A 17,764-nucleotide genomic window follows, 5' to 3' on the forward strand; every position below is an offset into this window, starting at 1 on the left:
GCCTGCCACCGCAATCGAAATCCGGTAGCTGTCATCGCCGATCTTGACGATGTCATATGGCGGCCAGTCGCTGATCGAGCGGGCACGCTGGGCATTTTCCAGAAGGTTGAAGACCCGGTCGAAGCCGACGCTCGAGCGGAACAGTGGTGCATAGTCATAAGATGTTGCCATAGCCATATCCTCCTTAAAGCAACATGGGTACGGAAGCGCCGAAAGCGACGCCCCGGCAAGGCCAGCCCTGTCATCAGCGGCCGACGTCAGTCGATTTGGTTTTCGAGATTTTCGATTTCAAGAGCCGCCACGGGAAAAAATTTGCACTACTTTCCGGCTGTACCCAGTTGGTTGGTGATCTTCGACATTGCGTTGACGCCGTGAGTCCAGAGGTGGTGTTTTCAGATGGGTTGGTCATGGCTCTGTCCTTCGGATCGTTGCTACGCGCCTCATGCCTTTTTCTCCAAAGGCCTAGCCAGCCTCTATCAGATCATCGATGCCTTGCTCTGGAAGTGGTCGATCAGAAAACGCGCAGCGGGCCCTGGAGGCATCTCCGTTCGGTGGATGGCTGAAGACGACATGGCAACCTTTACAGTCTGGAAGATCAAGTTGCATGAGGCGACCTGATTCGATGTCATCTCGCACCATCGGTTCAGACATGTTCTCCCAGACTGACACGGCTCTAGCTGCCACTGGCGATGGACCGGAGGAGACTCCTCATGCCGCGCGCTCCTGCTCTGTCGCTGACCTGTGCGCAAACACCTCCTTGGCGGCGAACAGCGCGTTGAGCGCGGCCGGGAAGCCGGCATAGACCGCCATCTGCATGATGATCTCGGTGATCTCGTCTTGGCTCAGCCCGACATTCATGCCGGCCTCGATATGCACTTTCAATTGCGGGGCCGCGTTGCCCATGGCCGTCAGCGCCGCGATGGTGGCTATTTCGCGGGCGCGCAGGTCGAGGCCGGGGCGGCTGTAGATATCGCCGAATGGAAACTCGATCAGATAGGTGGCAAAGTCCGGCGCGATATCCGCAAGAGAGGCGACAACCTTCTCTCCGGCCTGTCCGTCAATGTTCGCGAGCGCGCGCCGCCCGCGTTCCAGCCGGCTTTCGTCGACGTTCTGGTGGTGTTGCGTCATAGTCTTTCATCCTCTGTTCCTGGCCGGCGTAACCGGCGATCTTGGTGTCGAGGACAAGAAGACAGGCTTGGAGTTCAGCTGCATGGGTGCGGACGCGCTCGCGATGCTGTTCCAGCATGTCGCGTCGCTCCATCTCCGTGCCAACGCCGCGCTCCCGCAAAGCTGCATACCGCAGCATGTCCCGGATCGGCATCCCAGTCGTTCGCAAACGGCCGAGAAATTCGATCCAGATCAGCATTGATGCGTCGTAGTCCCGTTGGCTCGATTGGTCCCTGTCCGCATAAGGAAGCAGCCCGATCCGCTCATAGTAACGGATGGTATGGGCCGACAGCCCCGAACGCTTAGCCAGTTCACCGATCTTCATGCGCACTCGTTCTTGTCACGACGCAGAAACAGATACGAGTTGGAGTGCACTCTAAGTCAAGGGGAATTTCTGGGCAATAATGAAGGTCCGGGACTGCCGCATTCTTACGTTTAACCAAACGGCAGTGTCCGACTAGACGAGGTGAATTTCGGCACATGCGGCAGCGCATCGAGTATCGCGACCAATAACGGCCTGCGGTCGCCTGCTCCATAGACGGTGCGACCGTCTATTTCGGAAACCGGATGGAAGAAGAATATGCTTCGAGATGACATGACGTCCGAAGCGTATCGCCTCCTGACGTCGAGATGATCCTGACCTAATCTTTCGTCGAACGGGCTTCTTCGCGCAGCCATTGTTCAAAAAGACGCATCGACTGGCTGGTGGGAATGTTACCCGGCTTGGTGAACCAGTAGCCATGGTCGCTCCGGTAGCCCAGCCCTCCCGGATTGACGAGGCGGCCGGCAGCGAGTTCATCGACAATCAGCCCATGCGGGATAAGCGCCATGCCCTGCCCTGCCAGCGCCGCGCGGATAACCATCGTATAATAGCCGAAACGCATCGTGTGGCGAACCTCTAGCCCGAGCAATCCATTCGCCTGCACGAAGAATGGCCAATGGAACGGGGTCTGCGGATGCTCCAGCATGACACCCCGCGCTGCAGCTTCGATGGTCGCGGGATCTCCAAGCTTTTCCCAGTAGGATGCGGCGCTGACCAGACGAATGTCATTCCCGAAAAGATATGTGCCCTCCTCATCCGGGGCTGGGGCCACGAGAAAACGTACGCTTCCATCGGGAATTTCGGTCTGCGTCTTCGAGACGAATGTTGTAAACTGCACTTCGATTTCGGGATGGGCCTCGGTGAATTGAACGAAGCGCGGTAACAGCCAGCGATCACCGAAGATCGGCGGCACTTGAAGACGAAGAACGCGCGGCCCGGGCTTGAGGCGAGCGACCTTCAACGCTGCATCCTCCATAGCCTTGATCGCCGTGCGGGCGTGCTCGATGTAAATGGCGCCCAATTCGGTCGGAACCATACCGTTCGGCGTTCGCTGGAAAGCCGGTCCACCAATGAGTTCTTCCAGTCCGATCAATTGTTTGCTGACCGCGCTTTGTGACAGCGCGAGCGGCTCTGCAGCAGCACTCGTAGAGCCGCGCTCGCCCACAGCCAGCAGAACCTGTAGCGCAGTCATGGAGGGAAATTGCTTGCGGCCAGACATACGCGCACCTCGCCGGTTAGTCGATTTCAGACTAAGCCTCTGCGTCCTATCTGGCTAGTCGTTTTTGTCATAGGCCAACGAATTAACTTCGCTTGCCTTAATTCGCGGCGAATACGACCATTGCCTCAATATTAAACATAAAAGGGAACTATCATGTCGGAGCCGACCCAGCTCTGGGGTGGACGCTTCAAGTCCGGTCCCTCGGAAGCACTTGCGAATCTTTCACGCTCGCACCCCTCTTACTTTCGGCTTTACCGCGAAGATCTCGCCGGTTCGCGTGCCCATGCCTCCGAACTGAAGCGCGCCGGCGTGCTGGATGAGGCAGAATTCGCCACGATCCGCGAAACGCTCGATGATATCGAGACGGATGTCGCAACTGGGAACGAAAAGCCTATCGCCGCAGACGAAGACATTCACACCTTCCTTGAGCGCTTGCTGATGCAGCGTCTCGGCGTGCTGGGTGGCAAGTTGCGCGCCGGGCGCTCGCGCAACGACCAGACCTCCAACAATACCCGCCTTTACCTGCGCCGCATGGCGCGGGAGCTGTCGCGCGGTATTATCGAAATCGAACTGGCGCTCATCTCGCAAGCCTCCAGGCATACCGAAACGGTGATGCCCGGCTTCACACATCTGCAACCCGCACAGCCTGTCGTGCTCGGCCATCATCTCATGGCGCATGCACAGAGCCTGCTGCGCGACCTGGAGCGTTTCGAGGATTTCGACCGGCGCTTCGACCGTTCGCCGCTTGGTGCAGCCGCGCTGGCCGGTTCCGGTATCGCCTGCCGCCCGGATCTGTCGGCGGTCGAACTTGGCTACGCCGCGGCCTGCGAAAACTCCATTGACGCTGTTTCGGCCCGCGATCATGTGGCCGAATTCCTGTTCATCTGCTCGCTGGTCACCATCAGCCTGTCTCGCCTTGCGGAAGAAATCTGCATCTGGAGTTCCAAGCAGTTCAGCTGGGTCCGGCTGCATGATTCCTACTCGACCGGCTCCTCCATCATGCCGCAGAAGAAGAACCCCGACATTGCCGAACTGACCCGCGGTATGAGCGGCACGCTGATCGGCAACATTGCCGGGTTCCTGGCAACGATGAAGGCCATGCCGCTCGCTTATAACCGCGACCTCGCCGAAGACAAGCGCGCGCTGTTTGAAAGCATCGATGTTCTCGAACTCATCCTGCCCGCTTTTGCCGGCATGGTGGAAACGCTGGAATTCGATGTCGCGAAATTGCGCGAAGAAGCGCCGAGGGGCTTCACGTTGGCAACGGAAGTGGCGGACTGGCTGGTATCCCAGAACGTGCCGTTCGCGCAGGCCCATGACATTACCGGCGCTGTGGTCCGCTATTGCGAAGAACGCGGACATGATCTTGCCGGTCTGAGTGAGGAAGACCTGCCCCGTATCGACGCCCGCCTTGGGGCCGCCGTTCTCAAGGCCATCACACTAGAGGGCGCGCTTGCCAGCCGCACCGGCTTTGGCTCGACGTCACCGGCCAGGGTACGGGAACAGATCGAGCGTTTCACCGGCGCGCTGGAGGCAAGAAAGGTCTTCGCAGAGAGCACGCTGAATCTGCCGGGCAGAATTTCCACCTCCGAGAACGCACGAGGCGTCCGATGACCATGCCAGCACCCCAAGCGGCATCGCCCGACCAGAAATACGAGATTGCCCACCTGACGCTCGTTCCCAAGCGGCATATTGGGCGCGTGGTGACCGCCGCCTTGGTCCTGGCCGCGCTTGCCGCTCTCATCCGCGCCTTCAGCGTCGGCCAGATCGAGTGGAGCTATGTCCGCGATTTCCTCTTCGCGCCTGCCATCCTCCAGGGTCTGCAGAGCACGCTGTTGATGACCGTGGCCGCCATGACGCTCGGTATCGTTCTTGGCGTGGTCATCGCTCTGATGCGCGTTTCGGGCAATCCGGTCCTGTCGTCCATTGCGGTGGGCTATGTCTGGATCTTCCGCGGCGCGCCAGCGCTGCTGCAGCTGATGATCTGGTTCAACCTGGCGCTCATTTTCCCAACCATGGGCATTCCCGGCCTATTCGAATTCCGCACCGTGGACATCATGACGCCGTTTGTCGCGGCCATGCTAGGGCTTGGAATTTCTCAGGGCGCCTACACGTCAGAAGTCGTCCGCAGCGGCCTTCTGTCAGTGGATAGCGGGCAGTATGAAGCCGCCCGCTCGATCGGCATGACGCAGATGATGATGCTGCGCCGCATCGTGCTTCCGCAGGCCATGCGCGTCATGGTTCCGCCGATCGGCAACGAGGTGATCGGCATGGTCAAGCTCACCTCGCTTGCCAGCGTCATCCAGTATTCGGAAATCCTGCACAACGCGCAGATCATCTATTTCGCGAATACGCGCGTGCTGGAACTGCTCCTGGTTGCCAGCTTCTGGTATCTCGCGGTCGTCTCCGTCCTGTCGGTCGTCCAGCATTATATCGAGCAATATTTCGGCCGCGGCAGCAAAGCCGTCAGCGCATCGATGTGAGGGATGAGATGAGCAAGGAAATCGTTGTAAAGGCCGTTGACGTCACCAAGCTTTATGGGACTTTCACGGCTCTCGACAAGGTCAGCCTGGAAATCGCCAAAGGTGAGGTCTGCTGCATCATCGGGCCTTCCGGATCAGGCAAGAGCACATTCCTGCGCTGCATCAACCAGCTTGAGAAGATGAACTCTGGTGCGATCTGGGTGAATGACGAATTGATCGGTTATCGCCGCGAAGGCAACAATCTTCACGAGATAAGCGATGTGGAAATGTCGCGGCAGCGCCGCCACATCGGCATGGTTTTCCAGCGGTTCAATCTGTTTCCGCACAAGACAGCGCTGGAAAACATCATGGAAGGCCCGATTCAGGTTCTTCGCGAGCCGGTGGCCGAAGTCCGCAAGCGGTCGGAAGACCTGTTGGTCCGCGTGGGACTGGGCGACAAGGCCGGGCATTATCCCTCGCAACTGTCCGGCGGCCAGCAACAGCGCGTGGCGATTGCCCGTGCGATGTGCATGCGCCCCGAACTGATCTTGTTCGATGAGCCCACTTCAGCGCTCGACCCGGAACTCGTCTCCGAGGTTCTGGATGTGATGAAAGATCTCGCTGCCAGCGGCATGACCATGATCGTGGTGACACACGAGCTGGGCTTCGCCCGGAGTGTCGCCAATACCGTCGCCTTCATGGAAGCGGGCAAGATGGTCGAGGTCGGCCCTGCCTCCGAGGTTCTCACTTCGCCGAAAAGCCCTCGAACCATGGAGTTCATCAGGGCTGTTCACAGCTGAAATCAATCGGGTCGGTCACTCCGGCCGGCCCGCGCTTCAAGACTACACCCATCAAGTCAGCCTTAAAAAAGGGGAACTCGCATGAAAACAGCTCTCATCACCCTCGCCGCACTTCTTACCTCTACGGTGGTGCATGCCGAAGGCCTGCCGGACCGCATCAAGACTGCGGCCAAGGTCGTCGTCGCCAACCAGCCCAACTATCCGCCGATGGAATACAAGGATCCGGCCACCAACACGCTGATGGGGGTCGACATCGATCTCGGCGTGGCGCTTGCCAAGCAGCTTGGCACCAAGGTCGAATGGGCGGATATCGGCTTCGAACAGATGATTTCGTCTCTCGAGACGGGCCGCGTCGATCTCATCCACAGCGGCATGAGCGACCTTCCGAAGCGCCGCGATACGCTCGACTTCGTTGATTACATGAAATCCGGCGCACAGTTCTACACCTCCGCCGCCCGCAAGGAGGAATTCAAGACCCCGGCCGACTTCTGCGGCAAGACGGTGGGCATGAGCCGCCGCACATCCTTCCCGGACGAAACCGCGAAGTGGAGCGCGGCTAACTGCGAGGCCAAGGGTCTTGCCGCCATCAAGGTCGTTGGGACGGAGGGCTCGGCCGATGCGCGCGCCCAGCTGAAGCAGGGCCGCGTCGATGGCGCCGTGCAGGGCTCTGAAACGCTGCCCTACCTGATGGCTCTGGAGAAGAATACCTACGCCATCGTCGGTGAACCGATCACGGCCGTTTACCAGGGCATCGCCTTCTCCAAGAAGGATCCTGCCTTGCGCGATGCTTATGCCGGCGCGCTGAAGGCCATCATGGCATCCGGCGAGTATAAGGCGATCTTCGTAAAGCACGGCCTGGAAGGCACGATGCTGGACGGCATCTACATCAATGGCGAAGCCGCAAAGTAAGCAGCAAGACGTCCACGACACAAATCACCGGTCGCGACAGCCTCGCGGCCGGGATCTCTCCTGCGTTGATGTTGCGGGCCTTCCCCCTATTCCAGAGTTTCTCATGAACCGTTCTCTCGCTGACACGCCGATTGACAGGCTCGCCCGCTTCATTTCCGATCTTGACTACGGCTCCATACCGGAGAGTGTCGTCGCCAAGACAAAAGTCCATATTGCCGATACCCTCGGCGCGGCCATCGCGGGTGCCCGCTCTCAAGAGTTTGCAAGCGCGGTGCAAGCGATGCACTCGGCGGGCAGTACGCGGCTTTGGGGCACAGGTCTTACCGGTTCGCCGCGTGACAGCGCCTTCATCAATGGTGTCGCAGCCCATGCCTTCGAACTCGACGACGCTGGCGGCTGCGATCACTCCGGCGCAGTGATCATGCCTGCCGTCTTTTCAACCCTGCATGAAGTGGCACGGCCCGTGGATGGCAAGCGGATGATCGCCGCTGTTGTCGCCGGCTACGATGCGGGACGCCGCATCCTTGAAGCCGCTGGCGGCTATGATGCCCATAATGGCTTGGGCTGGCATTCAACCGGCACCTGCGGCACGTTTGCCGCCGCTGCCGCCGTTGCGAACCTGCTTGGCCTTGACGCATTGGCGACCCGCGATGCCATGACCCTGTCCACAAGCTTTTCCTCGGGTCTCTGGGCCTTCATCCATGATGGTTCCCAGGCAAAGAAGCTGCATGCCGGTCGCGCAGCCGAAGGCGGCCTGCTTGCAGCCTTGCTTGCCGCCAAGGGCTTTGCCGGCCCTTCCCGCGTGTTCGATGACGTCTGGGGCGGCTTCTTCACTTCGTTCAACAAGTCTCCCTGCCAGCCTGGCATCTTGTCGGAGGGGCTCGGCGATGTCTGGAAAGTCAACCGGGCGGTATTGAAACCCTATGCCTCCTGCCGTGGCGCGCATTCCGCCGTCGATGCGCTGGAGGACCTGCTCGGCGAAACCGGTAGACTCTCACAGGAGATCGCTCGTATCGACCTTCGCATGAGTGGCATGCTGGCGAACATGTGCGGCGCAAAGGTGGCGGGCGCGATGGCGCCAACCCAGATGAGCCTGCCTTTCGCACTTGCCGCCCGATGCGCCTTCGGCACCGCCGGCCTTCAGGCCTATACCGAGGAGCGACGCCAGCATCCAGACGTGCTCGCGATGATGGAGAGGATCGACATTTCCGTTGACGCATCGATGGACGCCATGGCCGAGCCGGTGGTGACCCTGACCTTCCGCGACGGCTTCATTGTCGAGCGTATGGTGCCACGCGCCACGGGCTCTACCGAGCGACCGATGCCTGCTTCCGCCATCGCGGCCAAATTCCGCGAACTTGCCACCATGAGCCTGCCCGAAGACCGGGTGGAGACACTCTGGCAAAGGCTCGACAGCCTTGAGGAGGTCAGGGACTGCGCCGAGTTCGAGGCGCTGATGTCCGGCCGCGCCGAAACGCTTCCCACCTTCCGCTGAAAGGCACTTTCATGACCTTCGATCTGACACCACGCCCCCTCAACCCGGCAGCGAAGACACCGGAAATCACCTGGCCGAACGGCGCCAGAAGCGCGCTGTTCATCGGCTTCGACGTGGACGCCGAAACCGCCTGGATCGGCAACAACCCATCCAATGTCGATCGCATGGTCACCACGTCGCATGGCGGTTATGATGCCCGCGTCGGCATTGCCCGGATTCTTGGCCTGATGGACGAGCTTGGCCTGAAGGCCACTTTCTTCACGCCCGGCTGGACGGCGCTCGCGCATCGGGCGGAATGCGAGGCCATGGTGGCAGCCGGCCACGAGATCGGTCATCACGGGTACCTGCATAAGCTGCCCGATCGCACCAGGCTCGATGAAGCCATGGAAGAGATCGACCGGGGCTTCGAGGCGCTGCAATCGGCACTCGGGGTCCGCCCGGTCGGCTACCGTGCGCCCTCGGGCGAAAATTTCCCTGAGCTGCTCGCTTACCTGAAAAAGTCCGGCATCCGCTATTCCAGCTCCTTCCGGGACGACATCCTGCCCTACCGGCACGCTGCAAGCGGTGGCGTGCCGGGCCCGGTCGAAATCCCCGTCAACTACGCCTTCGACGACTGGAATTTCGGCATGACGAGCCGCACCAGCCCGCGCGCGATCTTCGGGCGCGACATGATCCTGCCGCTTTGGATCGACGAGTTCGAGGCAACCCATGCCTGGGGCGGGGTGACCACGCTCGTGCTTCATCCTCAGGTTTCCGGCCGCCCGATGCGCTGGCACCTGCTGCGGGACTTCCTGAAGCACGTGGTCGCCAAAGGCGACGTGTGGATCGCGACCGGCAGCGAAATCACTGACCATTTCGAAGCCCTGGAAGCGGCCCTTCGGTGCCATCCAGCCTGACCTGGGTGAGCCAGGCGCTAACTCATCGCCGAGGCCGGTCGGCGGCCGGAACGCTCCTTGCGCTCAGCAAGGATCGACAGATCGTCCGAGAGATCGACGAGCTGCCGGCGACCACGTGAGCCACGGTCTTATTCGAACTGGCTATCGCCCGGCTCCAGTTGGAGGCTCGCTGCCTTCCGGGAGCGGGCTCTGATACACCCGGCCACCGCGCCGTGCATGCATTTCGTTCTTGGCGCGCGACAGCAATTCCGGATCGGCGATCGCCCTGGCACCGGTTGCCGCCATCACCTTGGCTGCCGTGACCATGGCCTTGTGGGCGGCAGGCAGCTTGCCTTGGGTCACGGTCTGCCAGGCATGGAACGGCGTGCCGATCGCCGCGGTCGCCGTTAGGCACTGCGCAGTCGGTACGACCCAGCTGACATCACCCACATCCGTCGAGCCTAAGAGCAGACCGGGCTGTTGCGGCAGCGGCAGAATCCCGTCATGCAGGGATTTCGGATAGTCGGCCGGCCCGCCAAAGGCTTCGGCGCTCGCGCGGACGTCGTCGTCCGTCAATGCGGCAGCGCGTAGCCTGTCGGCGAAATCGAAGTCTGCCGCATCAAAGCTGGGCGCGCCCAGTCTCTCGAACTGCTGATGCATCGCCTCCTCCAGAGCCCGGTTCGGGAGGATATTCGAAGTGGCGCGGTCAAAGACCATCTCGACCTTCGTCTCTGTCATCAGCGCAGCGCCCTCGGCGATCTTGCGCACCCGCTCGAAAAGACTGCGGACATCGCCGAGCTTCGGCGCACGGACCAGGTAGAGACCCTCCGCGGAAGCCTGCACGACATTGGGAGAAATGCCGCCGGTCTGGGTAATCGCATAATGCACACGGGCGTCCGAGGGCATGTGCTCGCGCATGTAGTTGATGCCGACATTCATCAGCTCGACGGCATCGAGAGCGCTGCGGCCGACCTGCGGGCTCATCGCGGCATGAGCCGCACGCCCGCTGAAGCGGAAATAGGCCTGGATATTGGCGAGCGTCGAGGAGGACATGACGGCGTTGTAGACGCAAGGGTGCCAGCAGAAGGCGGCATCAAGATCATCAAATGCGCCTGCGCTGACCATGTATGTCTTGCCCGATCCCCCTTCTTCGGCAGGGCATCCATAATACCGGACCCGCGCTTTCACACCGCTTTCGGCCAAGGCATCACGCAGCGCGACGGCCGCAAGAAGCGAAGCCGCGCCCAGGAGATTGTGATGGCATCCGTGGCCGTTGGCGCCCGGCTCGGCAGCCCGCTGTTCCGTGATGCCGGCTTCCTGGGAAAGCCCCGCCAGAGCGTCGAACTCCCCCAGGAACCCGATCGTGACGTCCCCCTCGCCTGCCTCGGCCATGAAAGCGGTCTTCATGCCCGCAATGCCGCGAGTGATACGGAAGCCTTCGGCTTCCATGGCGGCAATATGCTCCTCTACCGATCGGAATTCCTCGAAACGCAGCTCCGGCATACCCCAGATGCGATCGCTGAGATCGACGAAGGCCTGAGCCTTGGCGTCGGCGCAGCGTGAGATATGGTCGGCGTCGAGACCGTCATTGCGCCGTGTCGCTTCAGCCTTGTCGTCCCGCATATCGGTCATTCCTCGATCACTTGAAAATATCGGCGCCTGCGCAGGCGAGCAGTACGGCTAGGCCGACGGACATTTCCGGAAGGGTCGTCGCCGGATCCACGTCCGTCCACTCGTTCAGCGTATGGGCGTCGCCGCCCTTCCCGCCCCACGAAAGGGTAACGGTCGGAATACCGAGGCTCATGGCGACATTGGCATCCGTCGAAAACGAGCTGAACACCGGGGTCTGACCAATCGCTGCGATGGCAGCCGCCGCAGACCGCGTCAGCTCACCGTCGGCGGTGGCCCCGGCCGGCCGGTCGCCGATCAGCACGATCTCGACTGCAATCGAGCCCTTCTCGATCGAACGGCTGTCGTTCTCGACATGGCAGGACTGCAGCACGATCTCGCGAAAGCGGGTATCGAGATTCGCCAGCTCAGGCGCGGAATTGGAACGCAGGTCCACCATCAGCGAAACCTCCGCGGGGATGGCATTGACGGAACTGCCGCCCTTGATGACCGTGGAACTGCACGTGGTCTTCGGATCGTCCGGCAGGGAAAGACGCCCGAGTTCGACAACCGCACGGGCTGCGGCAATCATCGGATTGACGATTCCATGGTCTGCAAAGCTGTGGCCGCCCGGCCCTCGGAACGTCACCCGGTAGCGCTTCGACCCCGTTCCTGCGGAGACGATGGTATTGGCCGGCGTCGGTCCATCAAGGCATACGAGAGCGGCAATGCGATCACGATAGGCGCTGTTGGCAAAGAAGTGCCGCATGCCGCGCAGATCGCCCTCTCCTTCTTCGCCAACGCTCGCCAGAACAAGAATGTCGTCCCTGGTCTCCATTCCGGCAGCATCGAGTGCGCGGAAATAGGCGAGGATGGTGGCAAGGCCACGGGTGTTGTCGCCCACGCCCGGCGCGGAAAGACGGAAGCCCTCACGCCGGACGCCAACATCCGTCCCCTCGGGAAACACTGTGTCGAGGTGAGCGGAAACGGCGATCATGCGCCCGCCCGAAGCCTTGCCCCGGCGAACTCCCGTGACATTGCCGATGGAATCGATCGCCACGTCCTCCAGACCGACAGCCTCCAGCAGGTCCCGATATGCCAGCCCGCGGGCCTCTTCCCTGAAGGGAGGTGACGGAATTTCGGTGAGTGCCACAAGCTCGCTGATGAAATGCTCGTGCGTTTGCGCGAGAGAGTTCATCACAGCGCGAAAAGACGCGCTGGCTAGGAGCGCCGGGATCGTAGTGTCTCCGGCGGGCGGGGTGGTTTTGAAGGTTTGCATGGTTAGGCCGCTTCGTTGAGATGACAGGCTGAAAGGCGCCCAGGGCCGATCGCTTTGAGTTCGGGAATGTCTCGCTTGCAGCGATCCATTGCGCTCGGGCAGCGTGGGTGGAACGGACAACCCGACGGAGGATCGAGCGGCGATGGGAGCTCGCCCTGGATCGGCCTGTAGTCGCGCTCGCCGGCTTCGAGCATCGGCAACTGCTCCAGCAAGAGCCGCGTGTAGGGATGGTTGGGCGTGGAAAACAGCTCCTCCGTCGGCGCGATTTCCACCACGCGGCCGAGATACATGATGACCACCCGGTCGGAGATATGTTCGACGACGCCGAGATTGTGCGAAATGAACAGATAGGTCAGGTCCAGCTCGTCACGCAGGTCCATGAAGAGGTTCAGCACCTGCGCCTGGATCGAGACATCGAGCGCGGCGACCGCCTCATCGCAGATGATTAACGATGGCTTGACCGCAAGAGCACGGGCAATGCCGATGCGCTGCCGCTGACCGCCGGAAAACTGATGCGGATAGCGGTTGGCATAGGCGCCGGAAAGCCCAACCTTTTCCATGAGATCAACGACGTAGGCCCGCTGCTCGGCCTTGCGGATCATCCCGTGGGCGACAGGCGCCTCGCCGATGATATCGACCACGCGCATGCGTGGATTAAGCGAGGCAAATGGGTCCTGAAAAATCATCTGGACGCTGAGCGCAAAATCCCGGCGCTGCTCCGGCGTCATCGTCGCAGACGAAACTCCTTTGTAGCTGATGGTGCCGGCGCTGATACTGCTGATGCCGGCGATCATCCGGGCCACGGTGGACTTGCCGCAGCCGGACTCGCCCACGATCCCGACGACCTCTCCCCTTCTGACGGAAAGATCAATACCTGCGACGGCGCGCACGTCGATCCTCTTGACCCCGGCGCCAAAGAGGTTGGCAATATGCCCGGCCATGCCGACCGGCTTGGTGAACGTCTTGGTGAGGGAACGGAGTTCCAGCATAGGTTCCTGCTGGCCTTTTTCTGTCGTCATGTCCTGTCTCATAGGGCTGGATTCCAGCAGCGCGCCGATCTCCCGCCCGGCAACAGGGTAGGCTCGGGTGCGACCAGGCATTCGGGCGTGGCCCTTTCGCATCGTTCGCGAAAGGCGCAGCCCTGTGGCAGGTTGAGCAGCGATGGCGTCATGCCCTTGATCTGGTGAAGTCTGTGGCCACGCGTGGCATGCGAAGGAACGGAATTGATCAGCCCTTGTGTGTAGGGGTGCAGAGGCCGCTCGATCACGTCCGCGCTCGTACCCGTCTCGACGATGCGGCCGGCATACATGACCGAGATACGGTCGGCGAGACCGGCAACAACAGCGAGGTCGTGGGTGATCCAGATGAGCGCCGTGCCGGTCTTGCGGCAGAGTTGCTTCACCTCATAGATGATCTGGCCCTGGATCGACACGTCGAGCGCGGTCGTCGGCTCGTCCGCGATGATGAGCTTCGGCTTGTTGATAAGAGCAATGGCAATGGCGATACGCTGCCGCATGCCTCCGGAAAGTTCATAAGGATAGGCTTTCAGGCGCTCATCGGGAGATGGAATACCGACCTGCACGAGGGTATCCCTGGCCCGCTGCCGGGCTTCGGCCGCGCTGATCTCCGCATGCGCCTGGACCGTTTCGATCAACTGCGTGTCAATGCGTAGAACCGGATTGAGCGTCATCGACGGATCCTGGAAGATCATCGCGATGTCGTTGCCCCGCAATTGCCGGCGTGCCTCCTCGTCCATCGAAACGAGATCGAGGCCGTCATAGTCTATGCTGCCGTCCACGATACGGCCGGGCGGATCGATCAGACCCAGGATGGAGAAGCCGGTGATCGACTTGCCGGAACCGGACTCCCCGACAAGACCCAGGATCTCGCCGCGACCGAGTTCGATATCGACCCCGTCCACCGCTTTAACGACGCCCGCTCTGGTGGCGAAATGGGTTTTCAGCCCCTTGATCGAGAGCAGCGGCTCCTGTCTGGCCGTCGCTGTTGCTTGCATGCTGCTAACGTCCATCACAGGGCATTCCTCGGATTGAGAATGTCGCGAAGGTGATCGCCCACGAGATTGATGCCGACGATCGCGAGAGCGAGCGCGATACCCGGGAAGAACGAGATCCAGTACTGACCGGACAGCATGAATTCGAAACCGTTGGCGATCAGCATGCCGAGCGACGGTTGGGTGACCGGAACGCCGACGCCGAGGAAGGAAAGCGTCGCCTCCAACGCGATGGCGTTCGCAAGATCGATCGTCGCGATGACGATCAGCGGCGGAAGACAGTTCGGCAAGAGGTGGCGGGCGATGATGCGCCGCCAACCGAGCGAAAGACAGCGAGCCGCGAGAATATATTCGCGATTGCGCTCCACAAGGGCGGTGCCGCGGACGGTGCGGGCAAAATAAGCCCATTGCACGATGATCAGCGCGATGATCACCTTGTCCAGCCCCTGGCCGAGGACCGAGAGCATGACCAACGCCACGAGGATCGCCGGGAAGGAAAGCTGGATATCGACGATGCGCATCAACAGGGCGTCCAGCCAGCCGCCGAAATAGGCAGCGCAAAGGCCGACCGTTGCACCGATCAGGAGCGATACGGTTACGGACAGGAAGGCAACCAGCAGGCTCGTCCGCATGCCGTAGAGAACGGCGGAGAGGACGTCGCGGGCCTGGCTGTCCGTCCCGAGCCAGTGGGTGATGCCGCTGACCTCGGCGACGCTGCCCGGCGGCATCTGTGAATCAAGAATATCAAGCGCACCGATATCATAAGGGTTCTGCGGCGCGATCCACGGCGCGCCAAAGGCGGGAATTGCAAGCAGGATCATCAGGATCAGTCCGGCCATAGCCAGCCTGTTTTCCTTGAACTGGACCACAAAGCGGCGGAAGGGGGGTTCCTCGACGGTTGTCGTGGGTAAAACGGTGGTTGGCGTGCTCATCAGTCGCGCACCTTTTCGCGGGCACTCGGGTCAATCGCCATGTAGAGAATGTCGACGACGAGGTTCAGGATCACCAGGAAAAACACCATCATGATCAGGTAGGCGACGACCACGGGACGATCGAGGGTGATGATGGAATCGATCAGCAGCTTGCCCATTCCGGGCCAGGAGAAGACGCTCTCGGTGACGACTGCAAACGCGATGGCCTGGCCGAATTCCAAACCTGCGACAGTGATGATCGGGATCAGGATGTTTTTCAGCAGGTGGACGTTGAGAATGCGAGAGGGGCGCAGTCCTTTGGCGCGGGCAAATTTGATGTAATCCATCGGCAGGACTTCGCGGGTGGCAGCTCTGGTGACGCGGATCATCAGCGCGGCCTTGGCCAAGCCGAGCGTGAGCGCCGGCAACGCCAGATGCTGCCAGCCGTCGATCGTCAATATGCTGAGCGCGACCGGACCGACATTGACGGTTTCGCCGCGTGCCGAGGCCGGCAGGACGCCGAGATAGACCGCAAACAGCATGATCAGCATGAGGCCGATCCAGAAATTCGGCAGGCTGAAGCCAAGGATCGAGCCCGTCATGATCGCCTTGCTGGACGGCGCCTTCGGCCGCAACCCGGCCAGGATGCCCAGCGGAACGCCGACAAGGACGGAAAACGTCATGGCAACGATCACGAGTTCGACGGTCGCGGGCATGCGCTCGATGATCAGCTGCAGCGCCGGCTGACCGGTGAGAAAGCTGCGACCGAAGTCACCCTGCGCGGCATTTCCAAGAAACGTCAGGTATTGAACCCATATCGATTGATCGAGGCCGAGCGCCTTGCGAAGCGCCTGCCGTTCAATCTCCGTTGCCTCGGGGCTGACCAGCATCGAAGTCGGATCACCGATCAGGTAAAGGCCGACAAAGACCAGTACCGACATGACAAGGATCACGCCGAATGCCTGAAACAGTCGGTTGATAATAAAAACGGGCACTTGCCTGTCCTTCTTTCGCGAGTTCCGGCCCGCTGCGCATCGCCAAGCAGGCCGGAGGCTTGATTTACTTCGAGGACGCGACGTCCTGAGGCAGGGTATACTGATCGGCGCGGGCAGCGTAGGTCAGGCCCTTGCGCAGCGCCCAGACCGGCACTTCGAAATGTACCGGAATGATGCCGTAGTCGGACAGAACCATCTCGTCGGCCTTCTGCAGCAGCTCTTTCCGGGCTTTGTCGTCCATTGTGGCGGATGCCTTGTCGAGAAGCGCGTCGAGTTCCGGATTGGAATAACGCCCGCCATTCGATGTGCCCGACCCCTTGGACGGCTCGCGGGTTCCGACCAGCGACCGCAGCGTCGTGGACATCTCGCCTGTGGAATTGCCCCAGGCTGCGAGATAGGCGCTGTATTCGAAATTATCGCGGCTCTTGAAGAATACCGGCGGAGCGGCGGCGGCGACTTCGGCCTTGACGCCGGCACGCGTCCACATGGCGGCAATCGTCTGGGCGACGCGGGCGTCGTTGACGTAGCGGCCGTTCGGAGTGCCAAGCGTGATCTGGAAGCCGTTGGGATAGCCGGCTTCCGCAAGCAGGGCCTTGGCCTTGGCAGTGTCGACCGCCGGAGCGGCCTGGCGTGACTTGACCGCGCCGAACATCGGCTCGGGCAGCAAGTCTCCCGTGGCGACGGCGACGCCGCCCATCACCCGTTCGGCGATCGCCTTGCGATCGATGGCCAGCGAAAGCGCTTCGCGGACCCGCTTGTCCATCAGCGGGTTCTTGTTGCCCTGACCGGGAATGCCGGGGCTCGGTTCACCTTTCTGGTCCAGGGCGATGTAGACGATACGTGTACCGGGGGCTTCCGCGACCGACAGCTTGGGGTTCGTCTTGAACTGCTCCAGATCCGTTGTCGGCGGGTCTTCCATCATGTCGATATCGCCGGACAGGAGCGCAGCGGCGCGGGCCGCCGGATTGGTCATAGGACGATAGATCACCTTGTCCCATGCCGCCGGCTTGCCCCAATAGTTCGGATTGCGCTCCAGAACCAGATCTGCGCCCTTCTGCCAGGAAACGAACTTGAACGCGCCGGTGCCGACAAGTCCTTCACCACGGTTGAACTCGACGGTCGTCTTGCCTTCTGGAGCCGGGCCGGACGCTGCCGCCTTCGACAGGACCGGCAGGTTGGCAATATCAGTGACCAGCAGGGGATAGGGCTGCTTTGTGGTGATACGCACGGTGTGCGCATCCGCTGCCTCCACTTTGGCGATCTGACGGGTGAACAGCGTGAAAGCCGTCGGGCTGTTCGGAACCTTGGGAATGCGATCGAACGTGAAAACCACATCGTCTGCAGTCAGCGGCGAGCCGTCGGAGAACTTTGCGTCCTTCCGCAAGGCGAATTCCCAGACGGTGTCGCTGGTCGCCTTCCAGTTCTCTGCCAGCGCCGGCTTGGGCACCAGCTTCGGGTCCATCATCACAAGCGGATCGAACATGGCGAAGGTCACCTGCATGTTCGGCACGAGAACATGGAACTGAGGATCGAGTGAAGACGGTTCGGATTTGACGCCGATCTTCAGATCCGCGGCAGAAAGAGATAATGTGCCCATAAGAAGAAAAGCTGCCGAGGCGGCCAGCCTGGTTTTCACGAAATTCATAATTTCACTCCATTTTCTGTCTTCGTTTTTGTATTTCTTCGAAGACGTTCCCATTGTAGCGATTGG

Annotated in this window: 17 protein-coding genes; 6 read left to right on the forward strand and 11 right to left on the reverse strand. The window is 61.1% G+C overall.

Annotation, left to right across the window (positions count from 1 at the left end; all coding sequences use genetic code 11):
- From GQ59_RS21290 to GQ59_RS21300, 4 genes are all read right to left on the reverse strand, one after another.
- On the reverse strand, positions 1-171 hold a 171-nt coding region (locus GQ59_RS21290), incomplete at its 3' end, for a molecular chaperone Hsp20 (protein ID WP_037084794.1).
- A gap of 537 nt (positions 172-708) precedes the next feature.
- Complete coding sequence (locus GQ59_RS21295; protein ID WP_037084797.1) at positions 709-1,128, reverse strand: carboxymuconolactone decarboxylase family protein; 420 nt, start codon at positions 1,126-1,128, stop codon at positions 709-711.
- Complete coding sequence (locus GQ59_RS31360) at positions 1,058-1,492, reverse strand: MerR family transcriptional regulator (protein WP_084683246.1); 435 nt, start codon at positions 1,490-1,492, stop codon at positions 1,058-1,060. Before GQ59_RS31360 ends, GQ59_RS21295 begins: the two co-directional genes overlap by 71 nt.
- Positions 1,493-1,808: 316 nt before the next feature.
- Positions 1,809-2,708, reverse strand: coding sequence for a LysR family transcriptional regulator (locus tag GQ59_RS21300; RefSeq protein WP_037084798.1), 900 nt, complete (start codon positions 2,706-2,708; stop codon positions 1,809-1,811).
- A 153-nt stretch (positions 2,709-2,861) separates the two neighbouring features.
- On the opposite strand from GQ59_RS21300, the gene argH reads away from it, so the two are divergent.
- The 6 genes from argH (at position 2,862) to GQ59_RS21330 (ending at position 9,270) form a co-directional block, all read left to right on the forward strand.
- On the forward strand, positions 2,862-4,322 hold the full coding sequence (gene argH, locus GQ59_RS21305; RefSeq protein WP_037084800.1) for an argininosuccinate lyase: 1,461 nt from the start codon (positions 2,862-2,864) through the stop codon (positions 4,320-4,322).
- On the forward strand, positions 4,319-5,191 hold the full coding sequence (locus GQ59_RS21310) for an amino acid ABC transporter permease (protein ID WP_037084802.1): 873 nt from the start codon (positions 4,319-4,321) through the stop codon (positions 5,189-5,191). Before argH ends, GQ59_RS21310 begins: the two co-directional genes overlap by 4 nt.
- Before the next feature lie 8 nt (positions 5,192-5,199).
- Positions 5,200-5,970, forward strand: a complete 771-nt coding sequence (locus tag GQ59_RS21315; RefSeq protein ID WP_037084804.1) for an amino acid ABC transporter ATP-binding protein — start codon at positions 5,200-5,202, stop codon at positions 5,968-5,970.
- A gap of 81 nt (positions 5,971-6,051) precedes the next feature.
- Positions 6,052-6,879: an ABC transporter substrate-binding protein gene (locus GQ59_RS21320; RefSeq protein ID WP_037084805.1), complete on the forward strand. Its 828-nt coding sequence runs from the start codon at positions 6,052-6,054 to the stop codon at positions 6,877-6,879.
- Between the two features lie 103 nt (positions 6,880-6,982).
- Positions 6,983-8,374: an MmgE/PrpD family protein gene (locus tag GQ59_RS21325; protein WP_037084807.1), complete on the forward strand. Its 1,392-nt coding sequence runs from the start codon at positions 6,983-6,985 to the stop codon at positions 8,372-8,374.
- An 11-nt stretch (positions 8,375-8,385) separates the two neighbouring features.
- Positions 8,386-9,270: a polysaccharide deacetylase family protein gene (locus GQ59_RS21330; RefSeq protein ID WP_037084809.1), complete on the forward strand. Its 885-nt coding sequence runs from the start codon at positions 8,386-8,388 to the stop codon at positions 9,268-9,270.
- A 141-nt stretch (positions 9,271-9,411) separates the two neighbouring features.
- On the opposite strand, the gene GQ59_RS21335 is transcribed toward GQ59_RS21330, so the two are convergent.
- From GQ59_RS21335 to GQ59_RS21365, 7 genes are all read right to left on the reverse strand, one after another.
- The gene (locus GQ59_RS21335) at positions 9,412-10,872 is read right to left on the reverse strand and encodes a M20 family metallopeptidase (protein ID WP_037084811.1); all 1,461 of its coding nucleotides are present in this window, start codon (positions 10,870-10,872) and stop codon (positions 9,412-9,414) included.
- Positions 10,873-10,888: 16 nt separating this feature from the next.
- Positions 10,889-12,136: a M20/M25/M40 family metallo-hydrolase gene (locus GQ59_RS21340; protein WP_037084812.1), complete on the reverse strand. Its 1,248-nt coding sequence runs from the start codon at positions 12,134-12,136 to the stop codon at positions 10,889-10,891.
- Positions 12,137-12,138: 2 nt separating this feature from the next.
- Complete coding sequence (locus tag GQ59_RS21345) at positions 12,139-13,155, reverse strand: ABC transporter ATP-binding protein (RefSeq protein WP_037084813.1); 1,017 nt, start codon at positions 13,153-13,155, stop codon at positions 12,139-12,141.
- An 8-nt stretch (positions 13,156-13,163) separates the two neighbouring features.
- Positions 13,164-14,150, reverse strand: a complete 987-nt coding sequence (locus GQ59_RS21350) for an ABC transporter ATP-binding protein (RefSeq protein WP_037085095.1) — start codon at positions 14,148-14,150, stop codon at positions 13,164-13,166.
- A 14-nt stretch (positions 14,151-14,164) separates the two neighbouring features.
- Positions 14,165-15,079: an ABC transporter permease gene (locus GQ59_RS21355; protein ID WP_037084814.1), complete on the reverse strand. Its 915-nt coding sequence runs from the start codon at positions 15,077-15,079 to the stop codon at positions 14,165-14,167.
- Positions 15,079-16,053 (reverse strand): ABC transporter permease, encoded by a 975-nt coding sequence (locus GQ59_RS21360; protein WP_037084815.1) that lies wholly within the window; start codon positions 16,051-16,053, stop codon positions 15,079-15,081. Before GQ59_RS21360 ends, GQ59_RS21355 begins: the two co-directional genes overlap by 1 nt.
- A 64-nt stretch (positions 16,054-16,117) precedes the next feature.
- Positions 16,118-17,698 carry an ABC transporter substrate-binding protein gene (locus tag GQ59_RS21365; protein ID WP_037084816.1) on the reverse strand — a complete coding sequence of 527 codons (1,581 nt, stop codon included), beginning with the start codon at positions 17,696-17,698 and terminating at the stop codon, positions 16,118-16,120.
- Positions 17,699-17,764 lie beyond the last annotated feature (66 nt).

The organism is Neorhizobium vignae, assembly GCF_000732195.1.
GTDB lineage: Bacteria > Pseudomonadota > Alphaproteobacteria > Rhizobiales > Rhizobiaceae > Neorhizobium > Neorhizobium vignae.